Origin of the sequence: Pseudomonas sp. R15(2017), from assembly GCF_002112685.1 — a bacterium.
GTDB classification, from domain to species: Bacteria; Pseudomonadota; Gammaproteobacteria; order Pseudomonadales; family Pseudomonadaceae; genus Aquipseudomonas; species Aquipseudomonas glycinae.
On sequence record NZ_NEII01000007.1, the window covers coordinates 232,250 to 258,779 of the forward strand.

2 protein-coding genes (1 of these 2 only partly in view) are annotated in these 26,530 nt (G+C 64.4%); both read right to left on the reverse strand.

Features of this window, described 5'->3' with window-relative positions; translation table 11 throughout:
* Complete coding sequence (locus CAF77_RS16340) at positions 1 to 15,060, reverse strand: non-ribosomal peptide synthetase (RefSeq protein ID WP_085655220.1); 15,060 nt, start codon at positions 15,058 to 15,060, stop codon at positions 1 to 3.
* On the reverse strand, positions 15,060 to 26,530 hold the 3' portion of the coding sequence (locus CAF77_RS16345) for a non-ribosomal peptide synthetase (RefSeq protein WP_085655221.1). Its footprint extends 940 nt past the window's final position; only the last 11,471 of its 12,411 coding nucleotides appear in the window; the start codon falls outside the window, past its right edge; its stop codon occupies positions 15,060 to 15,062. The genes CAF77_RS16340 and CAF77_RS16345 overlap by 1 nt, the downstream gene beginning before the upstream one ends.

Consider the following 26,530-nt stretch of genomic DNA (forward strand, 5'->3'; position numbering starts at 1 on the left):
TCAGGACATGGCTACTGATTCAACGATCTCGCCGAGCATTTCTTCAGCCTCGGACAGGAAAGTTTCATCCCGCGGGATCTGGAAGTGCCCGCAATCGAGCCATTCGCCGCCCATGCCCGGCTGTTCGAGTTGCGTCGCCAGTTCAGCCGCCTCCTCTTCGCGACCGAGCGTCCACCAGCAGACCGGCTGCACCGCCAGCGGCGGACAGCGGTCGAGTTGCAGCGACAGCTGTTTAAGCCGGCGCGCCACGCTGAACACATGGGCCAGTTCATCGGCCCCCAGCGCGACGTAGGTCGAAGCCCCACCTCCGACGCCCATCGCTGCGTTGAACACTGCACGCAGGTGCTGTGCCGTTTCCTCGCCGTCGATGGTCACGTTTGTGGCATCCGGCAGCGTGACCCGCAGAAAATCGCGCAGGTCGGCTCGCCAGTCATCCACAGCGCCGGCATTGATCGCCGCCGAGGCCACGAAGCTGTCCACCAGGCCGACGAACTGCACGGGCTGCCCTTCCCGCTCAAGCTGCGCCGCCATCAGCATCGCCAGCGTACCGCCGAGCGACCAACCCAACAGGTGATACGGCCCCTGCGGTTGTTTCTCGCGGATCTGCGCCACGTAATCACTCGCCATGCTTTCCAGCGACGTGTCGCTGAAGGCCGGATCGAGCAACATCCGCGACTGGATCGCCAGCACCTGGCGCTGACCGCTCAGACGACGGGCCAATGGCTCGTAATCGAACACCGTGCCGAAACCGGCATGGATGCAAAACAACGGTTCCCGCCCCTTGACCTCGGCGTTCATCGCCAACAGTCCGGAGGCTTTCTCGGCCGTGCCCTGAACACTGGCCACCAGTTCGGCGATGCTCGGTTTCTGCATCAGATCGCGCAGTTTCAGGCTCAGGCCCTGGGACTTGAGCACACGACTGCGAGCGACCACCTGCAGGCTGAGGATCGAGTCGCCGCCCAGTTCAAAGAAGTTGTCGGTCAGGCCGACGCGTTCGATCTTCAGCACCTCCTGCCAGATCTTCGCCAGAGATTTTTCCAGCTCGGTACGCGGCGCCACGTAATCCTGACGCTGTCCGGCGTCCGGATCCGGCAGGGCCTTGCGATCGAGTTTGCCGTTCGGCGTCAGCGGCATGCGCTCAAGCAACATCAAGTGCGCAGGCACCATGTAGTCCGGCAGGCCGGCCTTGAGCTGTTCGCGCAAGCGTTCGCACAGACCGTCCACCGACGTATCGGCACCGGCCAGCACATAGCCGAGCAGCTGTTTGCCGCTGACGCCATCCCGAGCGACCACGGCTGCATCGCGCACACCCGGTTGCTGCTTGAGGCGTGCTTCGACCTCACCCAGTTCGATACGGAAACCGCGGATCTTCACCTGATGGTCGATTCGGCCGAGGTAGTCGACCGTGCCATCGGCGCGCTGGCGTACCAGGTCGCCAGTGCGATACAGACGGCTGCCATCGGTGCTGAACGGGTTGGCCACGAAGCGCTCGGCGGTGCCGCCGGCGCGCCCCAGATAACCACGGGCCAGCGCGCCACCGAGGTACAACTCGCCGGCAATCCCGACCGGCAGACGGTTGAGATCGCTGTCGAGCACGTAACCACAGCGCTCACCGACCACACTGCCGATCGGCGCGTAGGCAGCGCCGCAGACATCCTCGGCGCCGGCCTTCCAGATCAGCGGCGTGACCACGGTTTCGGTCGGGCCGTAGCCGTTGATGATGTACTGCGGTTTCAGCGCACGCTTGGCCAGCTCGAAACTCGCCACCGGCACCGCATCGCCGCCGAAGCAGTAGATCCGCACCGGCGGTGGGTTGCCGTGTTGCTCGGCGTGTTCGGCCAGTTGCTGCAGGTACACCGGCGGGAACGCCGCCACGGTCACGCCGTGTTGATGCATGGCGTTGCAGGTCTGCTCGGCGGTCCACAGACTGTCGTCACGGATCAGCAGGCGTGCGCCATGGGTCAGGGTGGTCAGCCAGCGTTCATGGGCGCCGTCGAACGCGAACGACATGAAGTGCAATTCGCAATCGGCTTCGCTCATTTCATAACGCTGACCGATCGCCTCGCAGTGCATCGCCAGCGGCCCGTGAGCCACACCGACGCCTTTGGGCAACCCGGTGGAACCGGAGGTGTAGATCACGTACGCGAGGTTGCCCGGTTCGACCGAAACCTGCGGCGCAGTATCCGGCCAGGCGCTGAGGTCCAGTTGATCCAGTTCCAGCACATGCAGGTTGTCCTGGGCTGGCATCACCTGACGCAGGCTCGAATCGCTGAGCAGCAACGCAATCCCGGAATCACGCATCAGATAACTCAAACGCTCGCGAGGATAGGTCGCGTCCAGCGGCACATAGGCACCGCCAGCCTTGAGCACCGCCAGCAGCGCGACGATCATGTTTTCGCTGCGCGGCAGCGCCACGCCGACCCGCACTTCCGGGCCGACACCTTCGGCGATCAGTGCATGGGCCAGACGATTGGCCCGTGCCTCGATCTGGCCGTAGCTGAATGCCTGATCGTTGAAGACCACGGCAGTCTGCTCGCTGCGCTGCACGGCCCACTGACCGATGCGCTGATGCACCGCCAGCGCTGGGGGCTGTCCGGCAACCATCGTCGAATCCGCGACCTGCGCAGTCGGCAGGCCGATGCGGCCCAGCGGTTGCGATGCGTCTTGCGTAAGCGCAACCAGCAGCCCTTCCATATTGCTGCGGATGCCTTCGACGGTCGCCCGGTCGAAGTGCTCGCGCAGGAACATGTACTCGATCACCAGCCCTTCTTCGAGCGTAACCATCAGGTCCATCGGGAAGTTGGTCAGGCCGGCGCTGGCGCTCTCGCCGAACTTGAGCGAGTCGTCGCGCCACTGCCGCAGCGCCTGATCGATCGGGTGGTTTTCGAACACGATGATGCTGTCGAACAGCGACTGTCCGGTACGCCCGGCCCAACGCTGAACATCGGACAGCGGCGTGTATTCGCGCTCGCGCATTTCCAGGTTGAAGTCCTGCAAGTCGCGCAGCCAGTGGCCGACCGCCTGTTCGGCCGGTACATCCTTGATCACCGGCAAAGTATTGATGAACAGACCGAGGATCGACTCCGACGCCGGCAGACTCGCCGGACGCCCCGCCACCGTGGCACCGAACGCCACGCAGCGCTGGCCGCTGTAACGGCTCAGCAGCATCAGCCACGCGCCCTGCACCAGCGTGTTGAGGGTGATCTGCTGGGACTGGGCGAAGGCTTTGAGCTGTTCGGTGCGGGTTTCGCCCAGACGGCTGTACAGCGCTTCGTGACCGCGACCTTCGCCGATGCGGGCAACCGCGTCAGCGAGATAAGTCGGCTCGTCGAGCAGGCTCAGGTGTTCACGCCAGAAACCTTCACTGGCGTTGGCATCCTGCTGTTGCAGCCAGTTGATGTAGCGACGGTACGGCACCGCTTCGGCGAGCGGCTGGCCGGAATACTGGCTCAGCACTTCGCCGATCAACTGCGAACTGCTCCAGCCGTCGATCAGGATGTGGTGATAGGTCCAGATCAGTTGATAGCTGCCCTCGCCCACCTGCACCAGGGTCAGGCGTTGCAGCGGCGGACGGTCGAGGTCGAAACCCTTGGCCCGTTCGCTGGCGGCCAGCGCCTGCAAGGCTTCTTCGGAATGATCCTGATCGCGCCAGTCGAGCACGCTCACCGGCAGTTGCGGATCGGCGAGCACGAATTGCAGCGGCTCGGCCATGTCCTGCCAGAGGAAACCGGTGCGCAGAATGTCGTGACGACGGCTCACCGCTTCCCACGCCGCCTGGAAGCGCGACGGCTCCAGGCCCTGCACCGGAATACTCACCTGGTTGATGTAGAGGTCGGCTTCCGGCGAGTTCAAACCGAGGAACAGCATGCCCTGCTGCATCGGCGACAAGCGGTACAACCCGTCCAGTTGCCCCTCGGGCAATGGCAGCCCGGCAATCTGCGCCTCGCTCAGACCGTGCAACGGCATGTCGACCAAAACGGCCACCGGTGCCTGAGTGCCTTCGCTCGCCTGGGCACGCACGGCCAGTTGCTGGATGGTCGGCTGCTGGAACAGGTCTTTCGGGCTCAGTTCGATGCCTTGTTGACGGGCGCGGCTGACCACCTGAATCGAGACGATCGAATCGCCGCCCAACGCGAAGAAACTGTCGGTGGTGCTGATCCGCTCAAGGCCCAGCACGTCTTTCCAGATCTCCACCAGCGTCTGCTCGACGGCATTGGCCGGTTCGACGTGTTGCTGCGCAGCCGAGAACGCCAGCGCCGGCAGACGCTTGCGGTCGAGCTTGCCGTTGGGGCTCAGCGGCATCTGCGCCAGCCACATCCGGTGCGCCGGCACCATGTAATCCGGCAGGCTCGCGCCCAGCCAGCTCGACAGGCTGTCGTGCAGTGCGTTGCGCGCGGCATCGCTGGCGTCGACAGTCGCCGGATCGCTCGGCACCAGATACGCCACCAGTTGCTGACTGCCCAGTACGTCACGGGCAACCACCACCGCTTCCCGCACGGCAGGGTGTTCCATCAACCGTGCTTCGATTTCGCCCAGCTCGATCCGCAGACCGCGCAGTTTGACCTGATGGTCGATGCGCCCGACGTACTCGATCACGCCGTCGGCGCGATAGCGCGCCAGGTCACCGGTGCGGTACATCCGCTCGCCGGCCGCGAACGGATTGGCGACAAAGCGCTCGGCGCTCAGCCCTGGACGACGGTGATAACCACGGGCCAGACCGATTCCGCCGAGATACAACTCACCGGCTACACCCACCGGCAGCGGATTGAGACCACTGTCGAGAATGAAGGTCGACAGGTTGGCAATCGGCTGACCGATCGGCACGCCATCGCGACCTTCGTCGCGGCAGGTCCAGTGGGTCACGTCGATCGCGGCTTCGGTCGGGCCGTACAGGTTGAACAGACCGGCCTGCGGCAGTTTGGCGAAGACCTGCACCTGCGCATCCACCGGCAGCGCTTCACCACTGCAGACGATGCGCTTCAGACCGGTGCAGCTCGACACGTTGGCATCCTGCAGGAAGGCCTGCAGCATCGACGGCACGAAGTGCAACGTGGTGACGCGCTCGGCATTGATCAGCGCGATCAGTTTCGCCGGATCGCGGTGGTCGCCCGGTGCCGCGACGACCAGTCGGGCGCCGGTCATCAGCGGCCAGAAGAACTCCCACACCGACACGTCGAAGCTGAACGGGGTTTTCTGCAGCACCGTGTCGCTGGCGTCCAGACCATAGGCCTGCTGCATCCACATCAGGCGGTTGGTCAGGGCGCGATGAGCGTTGCCCGCGCCTTTCGGCATGCCGGTGGAACCGGAGGTGTAGATCACGTACGCCAGGTTGCTGGCGTCGTATTCGACCTGCGGATTGTGTGTCGGCCACTCGGCGAAGTCCGCACCGGACGGTTCCAGGCACAGGGTCTGTACGCCGTCGGGAATCGGCAGGCTGGCCAGCAGGTGCGGCTGGGTCAGCAACTGGTCGATGCCGCTGTCGGCGATCATGTAGCTCAGGCGATCACGCGGGTATTCCGGATCCAGCGGCACGTAGGCGCCACCGGCCTTGAGGATCGCCAGCAGGCCGATGACCATTTCCAGGCTGCGTTCGACCGCAATCCCCACCAGCACATCCGGGCTGACCCCACGGGCGATCAAGCCATGGGCCAACTGGTTGGCGCGGGTATTGAGTTGCGCGTAGCTCAGGGTCTGGCCGGCGAACACCAGAGCCGGCGCGTCCGGCGTGCGCAGGGCCTGGGTTTCGATCAGCGTGTGCACGCCCTGCTCCAGCGGATAGTCGATGCCGGTGGCGTTCCACTGCTCGACCATCAAGCGACGGTCGACGCTGTCGAGCAAGTCCAGCGCGCCGAGCATGGCATCGCCCGACTGCACCATTTGCTGCAACAGGTTTTGCAGCTGCGCGCTCAATTGCACGATCACCGAATCGGTGAACTGCCCGCGCTGGTAGCTGTAGTGCAGCGACAGTTCATCGCTGACGTTCACCGCCAGGGTCAGCGGGTAGTTGGTCTGCTCGTGGTTATTGACCTCGCCAAAGCGCAGTTCCTGCGGCGCGCCCTCTTCCAGGGCCTGGGACACGGGATAGTTCTCGAACACCAGAATGTTGTCGAACAGCGCTTCACCGCTCTGCCCGGCCCAGCGCTGGATGTCGAACAGCGGCGTGTGTTCGTGTTCGCGCAGGCCGATGTTCTGCGCCTGCACGCTCTGCAACCACTGGCCGACGCTGTATTCCGAACGCGGGCTGGCGATCACCGGCAAGGTGTTGATGAACAGGCCGATCTGCTGCTCGACGCCTTTGAGCTCGGTCGGACGACCGGCCACGGTGGCACCGAAGGCTACACTTTCCTGACCGGTCAGGCGCTGCAACAGCAGCAACCAAGCGGCCTGAATCAAGGTATTGAGCGTGACTTTCTGCTGACGGGCAAACTCGCCCAGGCGTCGGGTCTGTTCGGCGTCGATGAACACGTAGCGCTCGCCATGACCTTCACGCAACTCGTCGCTGCGCTGGGCCTGAATGGCCTGGGCCAGACGGGTCGGCTCTTGCAGGCTGGCCAGTTGCGCGGTCCAGTAATGCTCACTGACCTTGGCGTCCTGGCGTTGCAGCCATTCGATGTAGTCGCGATAACGCCCGGTCAGCGCTGGCAGGGTTTCTCCGGCATAACGCTGGAGGACTTCGCCGAGCAACTGCGAATTGCTCCAGCCGTCCATCAGGATGTGGTGATTGGTGTAGATCAGGTGGCAACGCTGATCGTCCAGACGCACCACGACCATGCGCAGCAGCGGGCCGTGGCTCAGGTCGAAACCCTGTGCCTGTTCGTTGGCTGCCAATCGATCCAGCGCTGCCGGATCGGCGCTGCGGTCACGCCAGTCGAGCACGCTGAACGGCATCTCCAGCTGCTTGTGCACCACTTGCACCGGACGCGCCACCTGGCCTTGCCAGACGAAACTGGTGCGCAGGATGTCGTGGTTATCCACCGCCGCCTGCCAGGCTTGCTGGAAGCGCTGCGGGTCGAGGCCTTCGACATCCAGGCGAACCTGGTTGATGTAGTCGCCGCTCGCCTGCTCGTACAGACTGTGGAACAGCATGCCCTGCTGCATCGCCGACAGCGGATAGATGTCGGCAAGCTGCGGCGCCGGCAGCGGCAAGCTGTCGAGTTGTGCCTGGGTCAGACCCGCCAACGGGAAGTCCGACGGGGTCAGGCCCTCCACGCCCGGGGTCAGGCAGTGAGCGATCAGCGCGGCCAGTTCATCGGCGTAGTCGCGGGCCAGCGCCTCAATGGTGGCGCTGTCGAAACGCTCTTCGCTGAAGGTCCAGCCGACGCTCAACTCACCGCCATACACCTGACCGTTGAGGGTCAGCCAGTTGCCCAGCGGCGCGTCCGGGCTTTGTTCCAGACCAGCGTTGTCCGGGGCCGGCGCGAACAGTGCGCCATCATCGGCCTCGAAGCTGCCGTCGAACTGGCCGAGGTAGTTGAAGGTAATGCGCGGGGTCGGCAACGCCTTCAGACTGCTTTGCGCGCCGGCATCACCGAGGTGACGCAACGCGCCGAAACCGATGCCCTTGTTCGGGATCGAGCGCAGTTGTTCCTTGATCCGCTTGATCGAATCGCCCGCGCCTTCGGCCGGGGTCAGACGCACCGGGAACAGGCTGGTGAACCAGCCCACGGTACGGGTCAGATCGACGTCGTTGAACAGCTCTTCGCGACCGTGACCTTCCAGTTGAATCAGGGTCGACGGCTGCCCGCTCCAGCGCCCGATCACTCGGGCCAGCGCGGTCAGCAGCAGGTCGTTGACCTGGGTGCGATAGGCCGCCGGGGCTTCTTGCAACAACTGCCGGGTCAGTTCCGCGCTGAGGCGAGTCTGTACGGTCTGCGCCAGACGGTTCTGCTGGCCGGCGTCGACACGCTTGCACGGCAAGTCGGTGCTGACGTCGCTCAGGCAGGCCTGCCAGTACGCCAGTTCTTCCTGCAATGCCGGGCTGTTGGCGTAGCGCTGCAAGTGTTCGCTCCAGTCCTTGAAGGCGCTGGTCTTGGCCGGCAGGCTCAGGGCCTGACCGTTGATGGCTTGCTGATACGCGGTTTGCAGGTCCTCCAGCAGAATCCGCCACGACACGCCGTCCACCGCCAGGTGATGGATCACCAGCAACAGGCGTTGGCTGCCATCGGCCAGATTCGCCAGCACCGCCCGCAGCAGCGGGCCGTTCTGCAGGTCGAGGCTGCGCTGGGCGCGGTTGCCCAACGCTTCAAGATCGGCGATGTCGGCAATGGCTTCCTGCCAGAGCAGATCTTGCGGCAAGGCTTCGACCGCCAGGTGTTCGGCCTGCCAGACACTGCCTTGCTGGCTGAAGCTCAGGCGCAAGGCATCGTGATGGATGACCAGCGCGCGCAACGCTTGCTCGATCTTTTCGGCCGCCAGCGGCTGACGTGGCTTGAGCAGCACCGACTGGTTCCAGTGGTGACGCTCGGGGATTTCGTCCTCGAAGAACTGCTGCTGGATCGGCAGCAGCAACGCCGGGCCGGTGACCGGTTGCTGATCGATGGTCGACTCGCTGTCGCCGAGCTGCGCGACCAGCGCCAGACGCTGCACGGTCTGGTGCTGGAACAGGTCTTTGGGGTTCAGACGGATGCCGGCCTGACGGGCGCGGCTGACCACTTGAATCGAGATGATCGAATCGCCGCCCAGCTCGAAGAAGTTGTCGTTCAGACCCACTTGCGGCAGCTTCAGCACGTCCTGCCAGATCTCGGCCAGACGCTGCTCCAACTCGCTTTGCGGTGCCTGATAAGCCTGCTGCGCCTGACTCGCATCCGGGGACGGCAAGGCACTGCGGTTGAGTTTGCCATTGGCGGTCAACGGCAATTGTTCGAGCAACAACAGGTGCGCCGGGATCATGTGATCCGGCAGGTTTTCCTTGAGCGCGGCCCGCACGCTGTCACGCCACTGGCCCTGTTCGGCAGCGTCGGCGTCGAGCAATGCAGCCTCGCTCGGCACCAGGTACGCCACCAGTTGCTGACCACTGAGGCCCGGCTGCGCCAGCACCACGGCCTGACGCACGGCGGACTGTTCGAGCAACTGCGCTTCGATCTCGCCGAGTTCGATGCGGAAGCCGCGAATCTTCACCTGATGGTCGATCCGGCCGATGTATTCGATCACGCCGTCGGCGCGATAGCGCGCCAGGTCACCGGTGCGGTACAGACGCCCGCCATCGGCGGCAAACGGATCGGGAATGAAGCGCAGCGTGGTCAGGTCCGGACGGTTCAGATACCCCCGGGCCAGACCGGCACGGCCGACGTACAGCTCGCCGATGCAACCCTTGGCCACCGGGTTCAGGTCGCCGTCGAGCAAGTACCAGGACAGGTCCGGGATCGGCTCGCCGATCGGGCTGCTGGCGTCGCGTTGCAGGTCCGCCAGCGAGATCGGCCGATACGTCACGTGAACCGTGGTTTCGGTGATGCCGTACATGTTGATCAGTTGCGGGGCCTGATCGCCGAAGTGCTCGAACCATGGGCGCAGGCTCTTGACCTCCAGCGCCTCGCCGCCGAACACCACATAACGCAGGGACGGTTGCGCCGCCGCGTGTTCCGGGGCGCACGCCACTTGCATCAGTTGCTTGAACGCCGACGGCGTCTGGTTGAGGACGGTGATCCCTTCACGGCACAGCAAAGCGTAGAAATCGTCCGGCGAACGGCTGGTCTCGTAAGGCACGACCACCAGTTTGCCGCCGTACAGCAGCGCACCGAAGATTTCCCAGACCGAGAAGTCGAACGCGTAGGAATGGAACAGGCTCCAGACATCCTGCGGGCCGAAATCGAACCAGGCATCGGTGGCCTTGAACAGGCGCAGCACGTTGTGATGGGCGAGCAAGGTGCCTTTCGGCTGACCGGTAGAACCGGAGGTGTAAATCACGTAAGCCAGGTTGTCCGGGCTCATGGAGACCTGCGGGTTGCTGTCGCTGTAGCCTTCGAGGCCGTCGCGTTCCTGATCGAGCATCACGCTGCGCACCGAGTCCGGCACCGGCAGACGGCCGAGCAGATGACTCTGGGTCAACAGCAGAGCGATGCCGCTGTCGCCGATCATGTAGGCCAGACGATCTTCCGGATACGTCGGATCAAGCGGCACATAGGCACCGCCGGCCTTGAGAATCGCCAGCAGCCCGACGAGCATTTCCAGGCTGCGCTCCACCGCCAGACCGACGCGTACGTCCGGCCCGACACCGCTGGCAATCAACTTGTGGGCCAACTGGTTGGCGCGGCTGTTGAGCTCGCCGTAGCTCAGGGCCTTTTCGCCGTAAGTCACGGCCACCGCGTGCGGCGCCCGCGCGGCCTGCGCTTCGATCAGTTGATGCAGGCACGCCTGGCTCGGAAAATCGGCCACGGCCGGGTTCCATTGCAACAGCGTGGCCTGACGCTCGGCCGCATCATGCAGCGGCAGCTCGGCGATGCGCTGGGTGCAATCGGCGACGATCCCGTGCAGCAGATTCGTCCAGTGCTGTGCCAGACGTTCCATGGTCACCGCATCGAACAGGTCGGTGGCGTAGGTCAGTTCGGCCCACACGTTGTCCGCCGATTCGAAGGTGTCGAGGGTCAGGTCGAACTGCGCGGTGTGCGACACCCAGCTCAGGCCTTCGATCTCGATCTTCGACAGACGCGTTGCGCCTTCGGCCTGACGGGCCTGACTCTGGTGGTTGTGCAGCACCTGGAACAGCGGACTGTGGCTCAGGCTGCGTTCCGGTTGCAGCGCATCGACCAGTTGCTCGAACGGCAGGTCCTGGTGGGCCTGGGCGCCGAGCACGGTGTTCTTCACTTGCTGCAACAGGCTGCGGAAGCTCTGCTGGCTGTCGAACTCGGCCTTCAGCACTTGCGTGTTGACGAAGAAACCGATCAGGCCTTCGGTCTCGACCCGGTTGCGGTTGGCCACCGGCACGCCGACGCGAATGTCGGCCTGGCCGCTGTAGCGGTGCAGCAGGGTCTGGAACGAGGCCAGCAGCAGCGCGAACAGGGTGACGTTTTCGCGTTGCGCGACCTGCTTGAGGCCGGTGGCCAGTTCGGCGCTCAGCGGGATGTCCTGACGCGCGCCCCGATAGCTTTGCTCCGGCGGACGCGGACGGTCGGTCGGCAGCTCCAGCAACGGCTGGTCGCCATCGCCCAGTTGCGCAGTCCAGTAACTCAGTTGGCGCTCGCGTTCACCGGCATCCATCCACTGGCGCTGCCACACGGCGTAGTCGGCGTACTGCACCGGCAATGCCGGCAGCTGCGCGGTCTTGCCTTCGCTGTGGGCGGCATACAACGCCACCAGCTCGTTGACCATGATGCCCATCGACCAGCCATCGGACACGATGTGGTGCAAGGTGATGATCAGCGCGTGGTCATCGGCCGCCAGACGCAGCAACTTGACCCGCAGCAGCGGGCCTTTCTGCAAGTCGAACAGGTGCAGGGTTTCGGCAGCGACCAAGGCTTGCAGCGCGGAATCGTTCAGCTCGCGATCGATGGTTTCGACGGCGATGTCCAGCGATGCCTGGGCCTGGATCACTTGCAGGGTCTGGCCCTGCTCCTCGACAAAGCAGGTACGCAGGGATTCGTGGCGGGCGATCAGCGCATCGAAGCTGCGCTGCAACGCCGGCAGGTCCAGTTCACCGCGCAGGCGCAGTGCGGCCGGCACGTGGTAAGCGGTGCTGGTCGGCTCCAGTTGCCAGAGGAACCACTGACGTTCCTGAGCGTAGGACAGCGTCAGCGGTTGCAGGCGCGGCAACGCGACAATCGGCGGCTCTTGATGTGCCTGCTCGACCCCAAGGGCGGCGACGAAATCCACCAGCGTGCTGTGTTCGAACAAGGTGCGCAGCGGCACTTGCACGTTGAGCGCCTGACGCACGCGCGAAACGACTTGGGTCACCAGCAGCGAATGGCCGCCGAGCTCGAAGAAGTTGTCGCCCAGCCCCACCTGCTCCAGTTTCAACACGGTTTGCCAGATGTCGGCGACGGTGTGCTGGGTGGCGGTCTGCGGCGCGATGTAGGTCGATTGCAACTGGCTGGCGTCGGGCGCCGGCAAAGCCTTGCGGTCGACTTTGCCGTTGGGGGTCAGCGGCAGTTGCGCAAGGAACAGCAAGTGCGCCGGCACCATGTACTCCGGCAATTCAGCCTTGAGGCTGGCCTTGAGCGCAGCGCGCAACGCGGCTTCGCCATCGGCATCCAGCACCTCGCCGGACGCCGGCACCACGTAGCCCACCAGTTGCGGGCCGGTCGGGCCGTCCTGGGCGACGACCACGGTTTCGCGCACGCTGTCGAGCGCCAGCAGGCGCGCTTCGATTTCGCCCAGCTCGATCCGGAAACCACGGATTTTCACCTGATGGTCAATCCGCCCGATGTATTCGATCACGCCTTCGGCGCGGTAACGGGTCAGGTCACCGGTGCGATACAGACGCTCGCCGGTGCTTGAGAACGGATCCGGCACAAAGCGTTCGGCGGTCAGCGCAGGACGCTGGAAGTAACCCCGCGCCAGGCCATCGCCACCGATCAGCAGCTCGCCCGGCGCGCCGAGCGGATTGAGTTCCAGATCACTGCCGAGAATGTACAGCGCGGTGTTGTCGATCGGCTTGCCGAGGAACGGACGGCTGTTGTCCACGCTCAGCGGATGCAGCGCCGACCAGATCGTGGTTTCGGTCGGGCCATAGAGGTTCCAGACCTTCGGCGAGCGCGCCAGCATGCGTTGTGCCAGTTCCTGGGGCAGCGCTTCACCGCCACACAGGAAAGTGCGGCCGTCGAGAATCCCGGCGTGTTCGTTGTCCAGCAGCATGCGCCAGGTCGAAGGCGTGGCTTGCAGCATGGTCACGCCGTGGCGGTCGATCAGTTCGAGCACCGCTTGCGGATCCTGATGCACGTCCTTGCCGGTCAGCACCACGGCGGCGCCGGCCAGCAGCGGGCCGTAGATTTCCAGGCCGAAAATGTCGAATGAGAAGGTGGTCAGCGACAGCATGCGATCCGCCGCCGCGATGCCCGGTTGCTCGACCATGCTCGCAACGAAGTTGCTCAGGGCTGCGTGGCGCACCATCACGCCTTTAGGCTTGCCGGTGGAGCCGGAGGTGTAAATGGTATAGGCCAGATGCTCGCCGTTCAGCGCCACGTCAGGCGCGGTGACCGGGTACTCCGCCAGCCAGTCCTGCGGCTGATCCAGCAGCACCGTGGCAAGGCCGGCCGGGATCGGCAGCAGCGTCTGCAAGTGCGACTGGGTCAGCAGCAATTCGATGCCGCTGTCCTCGATCATGTAGGCCAGACGATCCTCCGGGTACGCCGGATCCAGCGGCACATAAGCGCCGCCGGCCTTGAGGATCGCCAGCAGGCCGACGATCATTTCGACGCTGCGCTCGACCGCGATGCCGACCAGTCGATCCGGGCCGACGCCCAGCTCGATCAGCTTGTGCGCGAGCTGGTTGGCGCGGGCGTCCAACTGACCGAAGGACAACTGGTCTTGGCCGATGATCAGCGCGGTGGCGTCAGGCGTTTGCCCGGCCTGCAACGCAATGCGTTGCTGCACGCACGGTGCCGGCGCGGCGTGAGTGACCACGCGCTTCCAGTCCTGCAACAGCACTTGATGTTCGGTGGTTTCCAGCAGCGGCAGTTCGCCGACACGCTGATTCGGCGCGGCGACGATGCCGTGCAGCAGGTTCAGCCAGTGGCGCGCCAGACGCTCGATGGTTTCAGGCTTGAACAGGTCGGTGGCGTAAGTCAGTTCCGCCGCCACGCCTTCACTGGATTCGTAGGTGCCGAGGGTCAGGTCGAACTGCGCGGTGCGGCCTTCCCAGACGATATCCTCGACACTCAGTTGCGGCAGCTGCACCTGGCTCTGACGCTGGGTCTGGTCGTTGACCGCCTGGTGGTTGTACATCACCTGGAACACCGGGCTGTGGCTCAGGCTGCGTTCCGGTTGCAGGGCCTCGATCAGTTGCTCGAACGGCAGGTCCTGATGGGCCTGGGCCGCCATCGCCGATTGTTTGACCTGGGCCAGCAATCGATTGAACGGCAGTTGCCCGTGAACGTCCGCGCTCAGCACCTGGGTGTTGACGAAGAAGCCGATCAGCCCCTCGGTTTCCACCCGGTTGCGGTTGGCGGTCGGCACGCCGACGCGGATCTGCGACTGGCCGCTGTAGCGGTGCAGCAAGGCCTGGAACGACGCCAGCAGCACCATGAACAGACTCGCACCTTCGCGCTGGGCCAGTTGTTTGAGGGCATCGCCCAGTGCGGTCGGCAGGTGCAGATCGAGACGCGCACCACGGAAGCTTTGCACCGCCGGGCGCGGGTGATCGATCGGCAATTCCAGCACCGGCTGTTCGCCGCCGAGGGTGTCGATCCAGTATTTGAGCTGCCGCTCACGCTCGCCGGCCTCCAGCCAGTGGCGCTGCCAGATTGCGTAGTCGGCGTATTGCACCTCCAGCGGCGGCAGGCTCAGGGGCTGGCCGCCGGTGTCGGCGGCGTAATGCTTGATCAGCTCGCCGACCAGCACTTGCATCGACCAGCCATCGGAGATGATGTGGTGCTGGATCAGCGCCAGCACGTGATCGTCTTCACCGACCTTGAGCAACGACACCCGCAGCAACGGGCCCTGTTGCAGATTGAACGGGCGCGCGGTTTCATGCTCGACGAAAGCCTTGATCGCAGCGTCGGCGTCCAGACCGGCCGCCAGCGTCTCGACCGTGATGCTCAGCGGCATCTGCGCGTGAACCTGCTGGCAGAAGGTTTCACCCTGTTCGACGAACGTGGTGCGCAGGCTTTCGTGGCGGGCGACCACCGCGTTGAAACTGCGCTCCAGCGCCGCGACATCCAGCCGCCCCTTCAAACGCAGGGCGCTGGGAATGTGGTACGCGGTGCTGTGCGGGTCCATCTGCCACAAGAACAACTGGCGTTCCTGGGCGTAGGACAGCGGGATCGCCTCGAAGCTTGAGCGAGTTTCCGGAATCGGCAGGTTGGCCGGCGAGACGCCCTCTTCGAGCATCTTTTCCAGGTAGAGCTTACGTTTGTCCAGCGGCAGAGTGATAAAGCGCTTGGCAATCCTCAAAGCAACACTCGTGTCCATCAGAACTCCTCCATATCGTCAAGCAGGGCTTCCAGCTTGTTCAGTTTCTGTTCGTTGATTGCCCCGCCTCCTGTATCGAGTCGAGCGACAAAGTCGCCGAGGACGGGGTGCTGGAATAGCAGTTGCGGCGTCAGCGTCAGGCCCAGTTCCAGGGCGATGCGCGACACGACATTGACCGCCAGCAGCGAGTGCCCGCCGAGTTCGAAGAAGTGATCGTTCAGACCGATGCGTTCCACGGTGAGCACTTGCTGCCAGATTGCCGCGACCTGTTGCTCAAGCTCCGATTGCGGCGCGACATACGCGACCTGCATCTGGCTGGCATCCACCGCCGGCAGCGCCTTGCGGTCGAGCTTGCCGTTGGGGGTCAGGGGCAACTGCTCAAGGAACAGCAGGTGCGCGGGAATCATGTAGTCAGGTAACGAAGACTTGAGGCCAGTCTTTAGTCCGTCGCGCAGTTGGCGCTGCGCTTCACCGTCGTACACGTCCAGTTTCGGGGCCACGACATAGGCCACCAGTTGCGCGCCGCCCTCGGCCTCGACGGCCAGCACGGCCGCCTCGCTGATGCCCGGTTGCGCCAGCAGCCGCGCTTCGATTTCGCCGAGTTCGATACGGAAACCACGAATTTTCACCTGATGGTCGATCCGGCCCATGTACTCCAGATCGCCGTCCTCGCGCTGACGGATCAGGTCGCCGGTGCGATAGAGACGCTCGCCGTTGCGGGCGAACGGGTTGGGCACGAACTTCTCGGCGGTCATCGCCGCTTTGCCCAGGTAACCGCGCGTGACACCGGCCCCGGACAGGTACAACTCGGCCGACACACCGTGCGGCACCGCTTGCAGATCGGCATCGAGCAAGTGGCTGGCGGAGTGATCGAGCGCGCGACCGATGCGCGCCTGACCACCGGCGGTGCGGCGGGTCCAGGTCGAGTAAGTGGTGTCTTCCGACGGGCCGTACAGGTCGTAGACATGCTCAATGCTCGGCTGCTGATACAGCGCGTCCACCAGCCCTTGCTTGAGCGGTTCGCCCGCCAGGTTGATGATCCGCACACCCGGTGGAATCTGCCCGGCGCGCTGCAACGCATTGATCGCCGACGGCACGGTGTTGATCAGGCGCACCTGATCCCGAGCCGGCAGTTGCGGCAGTTCCAGCGCATTACGGGCGATGATCAACGAGCCGCCGTTGGCCAGGGTCACAAACAATTCCCAGACCGACAGGTCGAAACACACCGAGGTCGAGGCCAACACGCCTTGAATGTCTTCGCGGCGGTAGACCTTGGCCGACCAGTCGATCAGCGCCATGACGTTGCGATGGGCAATCGCCACGCCCTTCGGCTTGCCGGTGGAGCCAGAGGTGTAGATCACGTAGGCGAGGTTGTCCGGGGTCACGGCGGTTTGTGGTGCCTGAGCCGGATAACCATCCAGCACGATCTGATCCAGCAGCAACACCTGCGTGTCGGACGGCACGGTCAGAGTTGCCGCCAGTTCTTGCTCCGTCAGCAACACTCGAGCGCGGCTGTCTTCGAGCATGTAAGCCACGCGGTCGGCCGGATAGTCCGGGTCCAGCGGCACGTAGGCGCCGCCGGCCTTGAGCACCGCCAGCAGTGCAATCAGCAACTGTTCGGAACGGGGCAACGCCACGCCCACCCGCACTTCCGGGCCGACGCCTAGTTCAATCAACTTGCGCGCCAGACGGTTGGACCGGGCGTCCAGTTCGGCGTAGGTCAGCTGCGAGTCGGCGAAGGTCACGGCCAGTGCATTCGGGCTTGCGGCGACCTGACGGGCGATGCTCTGGTGGATGCACAGTTCGGTGACGAAATCGCTGGAAACCGGCGCCATTTCGATCAGGTGCAATTGGCTGAGCGAACGCTCGCCCGCCTCGGTCATCTGCTCAAGCAAACGCTGCAAATGAGCACCCAGTTGCGCCACACCGACGTCGGCAAAGCGGTCGCGCTGGTAGCTGAAGTGCACCGACAGTTCGGCGCCCAGATGCACCAGCAGGGTCAGTGGATAGTTCGTCTGTTCGTGGTTCTGCACCGGACCGAAATGCAGGCCTTGCGGCGCGCCTTGCTCCAGCGCTTCGGCGATCGGGTAGTTCTCGAACACCATCAGACTGTCGAACAGCGCGTCACCGCCCTGCCCGGCCCAGCGCTGGATCTGCGCCAGCGGTGTGTGCTCGAACTCGCGTAGCGCCAGGTTCTGTGCCTGAACGCCTTGCAGCCAGCTGGCCAGGGTCTGCTGTGCTTGTGGCGCGGCGATCACCGGCAAGGTGTTGATGAACAGACCGACCTGCTGTTCGGCCCCCGGCAGATCCGCCGGACGCCCGGCGACGGTGGCGCCGAACGCCACGCATTCCTTGCCGGTGTAGCGCTGCAACAGCAGCAGCCACGCGGCTTGCACCAGGGTGTTGACAGTGACTTTCGAGGCCCGGGCAAACTCGCCCAGACGCTGAGTCAGACCGGCATCGAGCACCTGGAAATGATCGCCATAACCGACGCTCGGCAGACCGGCATTCGGCCGCGCGATGGCATCGGCCAGACGCGTCGGCTCCTGCAGATTGCCCAGCGCCGCCAGCCAGTAGGCTTCGGCAGTCGCGGCGTCCTGACGTTGCAGCCAGGCGATGTAATCGCGGTAGCGCCCGGTCGGACGCGGCACCGCTGCGCCGCTGTAATGCTGCAACACTTCGCCGAGCAACTGCGCGCTGCTCCAGCCGTCCATCAGGATGTGATGGTTGGTGTAGATCAGGTGATGCCGGTTTTCCGCGATGCGCACCAACACCAGACGCAACAACGGTGCACGGCTCAGGTCCAGGCCCTGGGTACGCTCTTCGTCGGCGAGTTTTTTCAGCGCGGTATCAACGTCGGGCTGGCCGTTCCAGTCGAGTACGCGGAACGGCACTTCGAGCTGACGCTGCACCACTTGCACCGGCTGCTCCAGATCGCCCTGCCAGACGAAACCGGTGCGCAGGATGTCATGGGCATCCACCACCGCTTGCCACGCCGCGCGGAACCGCTGCGGGTCGACGCCATCGACGTCCAGACGCATCTGGTTGATGTAGTCGCCGTTGCCGTGTTCGAGCAGGGTGTGGAACAGCATGCCCTGCTGCATCGGCGACAGCGGGTAGATGTCGTCGATGGTCTGCGGCTGTGGCGCCAGTACGTCGAGCTGGGCCTGGGTCAGGGTCGCCAGCGGGAAGTCCGACGGGGTCACGCCATGGTTGGCGCTGTCGCAGCAATGGGCGATCAGCGCGGTCAGCTCTTGCAGGTAATCGTCGGCCAGACGCTGGATGGTCGCCGGCTCGAACATCTCGCGGCTGAAGGTCCAGCTCAGGTCCAGTTCGCCGTTGAACACCTTGCCGTCGAGGGCCAGCGGACTGCCCAGCGGGCCTTGCATATTCACTTCTTCGCCGCCGGATTCGCTGGTCGGCAGGAACAGCGCTGCATCACCGGCCTCGAAACTGCCGTCGAACTGGCCCAGATAGTTGAAGGTCAGGCGCGGCGTCGGCAGCGCTTGCAGGGTAGCGCGGGCGTGGTCGTCGCCCAGATGCGCGAGGGCACCGAAACCGATGCCTTTATTCGGGATCGCCCGCAGCTGTTCCTTGATCTGTTTCAGCGAGGCGCCGAGGTCGGCGGTCGGGGTCAGTTTTGCCGGGAACAGACTGGTGAACCAACCCACGGTGCGGGTCAGGTCGATGTGATCGAACAGGTCTTCGCGACCATGGCCTTCCAGCTGCACCAGCACATTGTCGTCACCGGTCCAGCGCACCATCACCCGCGCCAGCGCGGTCAGCAGCAGATCGTTGACCTGGGTGCGGTAGGCCGCCGGGGCCTCTTGCAGCAGTTGACGGGTCAGGGTCTTGTCCAGCGGCGTGCGGATCGCCAGTGCCTGGCAATGTTGCTGGCCGCCTTGCGGGTTGTCGCACGGCAACGCGTTCGACGCGCCTTGCAGTTGTTGCTGCCAGAAGCCCAGCTCGGCTTGCAATGGGGCGCTGCCGGCGTAGTCCTGCAACGCTTCGGTCCAGGCTTTCACGGCGCTGGTCTTGGCTGGCAGTTGCACGGCCGCACCCGACTGGATCTGTCGGTAAGCGGTTTGCAGGTCTTCGAACAGAATCCGCCACGACACGCCATCCACCACAAGGTGATGAACCACCAGCAGCAGACGCTGACTGCCATCGGCCAGGTTCGCCAGCACCGCACGGATCAGCGAGCCGCCGCTCAGTTGCAGGCTGCGCTGGGCCTGATTGCCGATCGTTTCGAGAGCCGCCAGATCGGCGACCTCGACTTGCCACAACACCGTTTCACCGGCCTGGGTTTCGACGTCGCGGTACTGCGCCGTCCAGCCCTGCCCTTGTTCGGCAAAGTCCAGGCGCAGGCTGTCGTGATGCACAACCAACGCATCCAGTGCCTGTTCCAGAACAGAAGCATCCAACGGCTGAGCGGTCTTGAGCATCACCGACTGGTTCCAGTGATGACGGTCGGGAATCGGCTGGGCGAAGAACCACTGATGAATCGGCAGCAACGCGGTTTCACCGGTCACCGGGCGCTGATCGATCTGCTGCACCGGCTCACCGGTCTGCACCACATTGGCCAGCGCCTGAATGGTCTGATGCTGGAACAGATCTTTCGGGGTGAAACGCAACCCGGCCTGACGGGCGCGGCTGACCACCTGGATCGAGATGATCGAATCGCCGCCCAGCTCGAAGAAGTTGTCGGTCAGGCCGACGCGTTCCAGCTTCAGCACGTCCTGCCAGATCGTTGCCAATTGCTGCTCCAGCGCGCTTTGCGGGGCCACGTAGGTTTGCTGCAATTGGCTGACGTCAGGCTTCGGCAGGTTCTTGCGATCGAGTTTGCCGTTCGGCGTCAGCGGCATGCGCTCAAGGGTCACCACGTAGGCCGGGACCATGTGCGCCGGCAAGCTGGCCTTGAGTTGCGCCCGCAGTTGCTCGGCGAAATCCGCCTGTTGCGAATCGCCGACCACGTACGCCACCAGCCGTTTACTGCCGGCGCTTTCCTGGGCCACGACCACCGCTTCGCGCACGCCGTCGAGGGCTTGCAGGCTGGCTTCGATCTCGCCCAGTTCGATGCGGAAACCACGGATCTTCACCTGGTTGTCGATGCGCTCCAGGTAATCAAAAGTGCCGTCGGCACGCTGGCGCACCAGGTCGCCGGTGCGGTACAGCACGCCACCGGTTGCGCTGAACGGGTCCGCGACAAAACGCTCGGCAGTCATCGCCGGACGATTCAGGTAACCACGGGCCACACCGCTGCCACCCAGGTACAGCTCGCCGGCCATGCCTTGCGGCAACAGGTTCAGATCGGCGTCGAGCACATAGGCGCTGCGGTCGCCGATGCGGCTGCCGATCGGTGCATACGCGGCGCCGCACGGCACATCGCGACCGGCCTTCCAGATCAGCGGCGTGACCACGGTTTCGGTCGGGCCGTAGCCGTTGATGATGTACTCCGGATTCAGCGCGCGTTTGACTCGCTCGAAACTCGCATTCGGCACCGCATCGCCACCGAAGCAGTAGATCCGCACCTTTGGCGGATTGCCGACGCGTTCGGCGTGTTCGGCCAGTTGTTGCAGATACACCGGCGGGAACGCGACCACGGTCACGCCGTGCTCGATCATCGCGTTGTAGGTCTGCTCCGGCGTCCACAGGCTGTCGTCGCGGATCAGCAGCGAGCCGCCGTGGGTCAGGCTGGTCAGCCAGCGCTCATGGGCGCCGTCGAAGGCGAACGACATGAAGTGGAATTCGCAATCGCTGTCACGCATTTCATAGCGCTCACCGATGGCCAGGCAGTGCATTGCCAGCGGCCCGTGGGTGACGCTGACGCCTTTCGGATTGCCGGTGGAACCGGAGGTGTAAATCACGTAGGCCAGATTGTCCGGATCGATCGTCACCACCGGCGCCTGCGCCGAATGGCCGCTGAGGTCGAGGCGGTCCAGTTCCAGCACACTCATGGCGTTGTCGATCGGCAGTTGCGCCGACACGCGGGAATCGGTCAACAGCAGCGCCAGTCCGGAATCCTGCATCAGGTACGCCAGACGCTCGCGCGGGTAGCTGGTGTCCAGCGGCACATAGGCGCCGCCGGCCTTGAGCACCGCCAGCAAGGCAACGATCAGGCCTTCGCCGCGCGGCATCGCCACGCCGACCCGCACTTCGGCGCGCACGCCACGGGCCACCAGTTCGTGGGCCAGACGGTTGGCGCGGGCATCGAGTTCGCCATAGCTGTAATGCTTGCCATCGAAAATGACCGCGGTGCGATCCGGTTGCTGCGCGGCCAAACGGGCGTAGCGCTGGTGCACGGCAATATCGGTCGGATACGCCTGCGGATGGTTCTGCGCCTGTTGCCGCGCGTGTTCGTCAGCCGTGGCCAAAGCGATTTCACCGAGACGACGTTCGGCGGATTCGGCGAACTGTTCCAGCAGGTGCAGCAGTTGCGCGCTCAGACGTTCGACGGTGGCGACGCTGAAATGCGCCTGGTCGAAGCTCACGTGCAGCGCCAGGGTTTCGCCCAGCGTCACGCCGAGGGTCAGCGGATAGTGGGTCTGATCCTGGTTGGCGACTTCGCCGAACACTACGCCCTGGGCGGTGCCGTGTTGCAGCGCTGCGGAAATCGGGAAGTTCTCGAACACCAGCAGCGTGTCGAACAGCGACTCGCCGCCCTGCCCGGCCCAGCGCTGAATGCTCGCCAGCGGCGTGTGTTCGAACTCGCGCAGCGACAGGTTCTGCGCCTGCACCGCCGCCAGCCACGCGGCCACGGTCTGGTCCGGACGACTGCCGGCGATCACCGGCAAGGTGTTGATGAACAGACCGACCTGCTGCTCGATCCCCACCAGTTCCGCCGGACGCCCAGCCACGGTGGTGCCGAACGCCACGCAGGCGCTGCCGGTGTAGCGCTGCAACAGCAACAGCCATGCGGCTTGCACCAGAGTGTTGACGGTGACTTTCTGCTCACGGGCAAACGCGTTCAAGCGCCGGGTGCGCGACGCATCGAGGTCGTAGTGCTTGAGCAGATGACCGACTTCACTGCGCACCTCGCCACCGCCGACAGCGGCTTGTGCCAGCACCGTCGGCTCGTGGAAGTCCGCCAGTTGTTGCAGCCAGAACGCTTCACTGACCGCCGCGTCCTGACGTTGCAGCCACTGAATGTAATCCGAGTAACGGCTGACCGGACGCGGTGGTTGCTGGCCGGCATAACGCTGCAGGACTTCGCCGAGCATCTGCGCGCTGCTCCAGCCGTCCATCAGGATGTGGTGGTTGGTGAAGATCAGGTGATGACGCTGGTCGCTGATGCGGATCAGGGTCACGCGCAGCAGCCCGGCCTGGGTCAGGTCGAAACCTTCGGCCAGATCGGCGGCGGTGAAATCCTTGAGGGCCTGGGCGATGTCGCTGCGCTCGCGCCAGTCGAGCAGCGTGTACGGCAGCGCCAGTTGGCGATGGATGATTTGCAGTTGTTCCTGCAATTCGCCCTGCCAGATAAAGCCGCTGCGCAGGATGTCGTGAGCGTCCATGGTCGCTTGCCACGCCGCGCGGAAACACTCGGGATCGAGGCCGTCGACATCGACGCACAACTGGTTGATGTAAGTGCCGGTGCCCTGCTCGTACAAGGTGTGAAACAGCATGCCCTGCTGCATCGGCGACAGCGGATAGATGTCTTCGATACCCGCGGCCGGCACCGGGATCGCGTCCAGTTGTGCCTGATCAATGCGCGCCAGCGGGAAGTCCGACGGCGTCACGCCCATCGAATCCGCATCGCAGCAATGGCTGATCAACCCTTGCAGTTCACGTTCGTAATCCTCGGCCAGACGGGCGATGGTCGCCTCGTTGAATTGCTCGCGGCTGAAGGTCCAGCGCAGGTCGAGTTCGCCGTCGTAGACCTGACCTTCGACGCCCAGCCAGTTGTCCAGCGGCGCGTCGAGGCTTTGCTCCAGCCCGGCGCTTTCACCGGCCGGGCTGAACAGTGCACCGTCCTCGACATCGAAACTGCCGTCGAACTGGCCGAGGTAGTTGAAGGTGATGCGCGGCATGGCCAGCGCCTTGAGGCTGGCCTGGGTGGACGCGTCGCCCAGATGGCGCAGCACACCGAAACCGATGCCCTTGTTCGGGATCGCCCGCAGTTGTTCCTTGACCTGCTTGATCGCTGCCGCGACGCAATCCGCCGGGGTCAGGCGCACCGGGAACAGGCTGGTGAACCAGCCGACGGTGCGGGTCAGGTCGACGTCGTCGAACAGGTCTTCGCGGCCATGGCCTTCCAGCTGAATCAGGGTGTCGGCGTGGCCGGTCCAGCGGCTGATGACCCGCGCCAGCGCGGTCAGCAGCAGGTCGTTGACCTGCGTGCGGTAAGCGGCCGGGGCCTGTTGCAACAACTGCTGAGTAAAGGTTTTATCGAGGCGGCTGTGCAGCACCAGCGCATGACGGCTTTGCAGACTGCCTTGCGGGTTGTCGCAGGGCAGATCCAGGGCCGCGCCATCGAGTTGTTGCTTCCAGAAACCCAGTTCGGCCTGCAGCGCTTCGGTCGCGGCATAGGCTTGCAACTGCTCGCCCCAAGCCTTGTAGGCGCTGGTTTTCGCCGGCAGCTTGATGGCGGTTTTTTGCGCAGCCTGTTGATACGCCAGTTGCAGGTCTTCCAGCAGAATCCGCCACGACACACCGTCCACCACCAGGTGATGCACCGCCAGCAACAGACGCTGACTGCCATCGGCGACGGTCGCCATCACCGCGCGCAGCAGCGGGCCGTTTTGCAGGTTCAGGCTTTGCTGGGCCTTGGCGTACAGCGCTTGCAGTTCGCCGTCGTCCAACTTGTCGGCGGTCCACAACAGTTCCGGATCGTGCGCAACCGGCGCGACTTCGGCACGCCAGCCTTCGGCGCTTTCGACGAAGCGCGAACGCAGGCCGTCGTGATGCGCGAGCAACGCGTTCAGCGCTTGCAACAGCGCCTCGGCGTTCAGGGTTTGATGATTGCGCAGCAGCACCGCCTGGTTCCAGTGGTGACGCTGGGGAATCGGGTCTTCGAAGAACACTTGCTGGATCGGCAGCAACGGCAGCTCGCCGGTCACCGGGCCCTGATCGATGCTCACGCCACCGCCGCCCTGCTGCGCCACGCTGGCCAGACCTTGCACGGTCTGGTGCTGGAACAGGTCGCGGGGGCTGAAATGAATCCCGGCCTGACGCGAGCGGCTGACCACCTGAATCGAGATGATCGAGTCGCCGCCCAGTTCGAAGAAGTTGTCGGTGAGGCCGACCTGCTCAAGCTTGAGCACGTCCTGCCAGATGCCGGCGATTTTCTGCTCCAGCTCGCTGCGCGGCGCGACGAACGCCTGCTGCATCTGGCTGGCGTCCGGCGCCGGCAAGGCCTTGCGGTCCAGTTTGCCGTTCGGGCTCAGGGGCAGTTCGGCGAGGAACAGCAGCTGCGTCGGCACCATGTAGTCCGGCAGGCTGTCCTTGAGCTGCGCCTTGATTGCTTCACGCGCCGCGCCTTGTTCGTCGACCGTCGCTGCAACCACGGACGTGTCTTTTGGCACCACATACGCCACCAGTTGCAGGCTGCTGCCGCCCTGCACTGCCAGCACCACCGCTTCGCTGACGTCGTTCAGTTCCAGCAGGCGCGCTTCGACTTCGCCCAGCTCGATACGGAAACCACGGATCTTCACTTGATGGTCAACCCGTCCGACGTATTCGATCTGGCCGAGGGCGTTGTAACGCGCCAGGTCGCCGGTGCGATACAAGCGCGCCCCAGTGCTGGAAAACGGATCGGGAATGAAGCGTTCGGCAGTCAGATCTGCGCGCTGGAAGTAACCCCGCGCCAGCAATTCACCCCCGATCAGCAGTTCACCCACCACACCGACCGGGGTCGGCTGGCCGTCGGCATCCAGCAGATAAGTGTGACGGCCCGGCAGCGGTTGACCGATCGGCATTGTCAGTGGCAACGACTGGCGACCCAAGACGTAGTCGCTGCAATCGAGGGTGGTCGCCGTAACGGTGGCCTCGGTCGGGCCGTAGGTGTTGAGCAGTTTGACGTGTTCCAGCCCGGCCTGACGCCAGGCCTGCACGCCTTCCGGCGGCATCGCTTCACCACCGCTGTGCACCTGACGCAGCGCCGCGTAGTCACGCGGGCCGGCGGCGGCGAATTCCTTGGCGATCATGTTCCAGTAAGCGGTGGTCAGGTCCATGACCGTGATGCGGTGTTCAACAATGTTCCGGTACAGGGTTTCGCTGTCCCACACTTCGTTGCCGCGCAGCACCACCGAGGCGCCACAGGTCAGCGGGCCGAACAGCTGCTCGCCGAACGCATCGAAGTTGAAGGTCGCAAATTGCAGCGCGCAATCGGCGGCGCTCAGGTCGTAGTAATGCTGCGAGGCGAACGCGTGCTTGCTCAGGGCACCGTGGCTGATGCCGACGCCTTTCGGGCGACCGGTGGAGCCGGAGGTGAACATCACGTAGGCCAGGTTGTCGGCCCACACGGTGCGTTGCGGGTTGCTTTCGTCGGTGTGCGCCCAGACTTCGGCCTGATCCAGACACAGGCTCCGGACGTTCTGCGGTACCGGCAAACGGTCGAGCAAATGGCTTTGGGTCAGCAGCAAACGGCTGCCGCTGTCTTCGATCATGCACAGCAGGCGATCACGCGGGTATTGCGGATCCAGCGGCACATAAGCGCCACCGGCCTTGAGCACAGCGAGGATGGCGACGATCAGTTCCAGTCCGCGATCAACCGCCACACCCACCAGCACGTCCGGGCCGACACCTTGCGCCAGCAGCTTGCGCGCCAGGCGATTGGCCCGGGCGTTGAGCTGGGCGTAAGTCAGGCGCTGGCCGTCGAAAATCAGCGCGACGGCATCCGGCGTCAGCTCGGCCTGGGCTTCGAACAGCTCATGCACCGGGCGCTCGCTCGGCCACTGGGTATCGTGGCGGCCCCAGTCCTGAGTCAGTTGTTCCAGCTCGGTCGTTTCCAACAGCGCGATGTCACCGACACGCTGCTGCGGATCGCTGACGAGGCTGCGCAGCAAGTTCGTCCAGTGGCGCGCCATACGCTCGATGGTTTCAGGCTCGAACAGATCCGTGGCGTAGGTGAACGCCGCGTGCAGTTGCCCGCCTTTTTCGTAAGTGTCCAGGCTCAGGTCGAACTGGGTGCTGCGGCTTTCCCACTCGATGACGCCCAGCTCCAGACCGCTGCCGACCTTGAGCGTGGTGACGTCGGCGACTTCCGGCTGGTGGTTGTACATCACCTGGAACAGCGGGTTGTAACTGAGACTGCGCTCCAGTTTCAGCGCCTCGACCAGACGTTCGAACGGCAAGTCCTGATGGGCCTGGGCACCGAGGGCGGTTTCCTTGAGGTCACGCAGCAGATCGGCGATGGAGGTCTGGCCGTCCAGTTCGACACGCAGCACCTGAGTGTTGACGAAGAAGCCGATCAGCCCTTCGATTTCCCGGCGGTTTCGGTTGGCGATCGGCACGCCGACGCGCAGGTCGGTCT

Bases quoted from the DNA above. Each gene is read 5' to 3' on its own strand.
- CAF77_RS16340 (WP_085655220.1), bottom strand. From the start codon at position 15,060: ATGGACACGAGTGTTGCTTTGAGGATTGCCAAGCGCTTTATCACTCTG.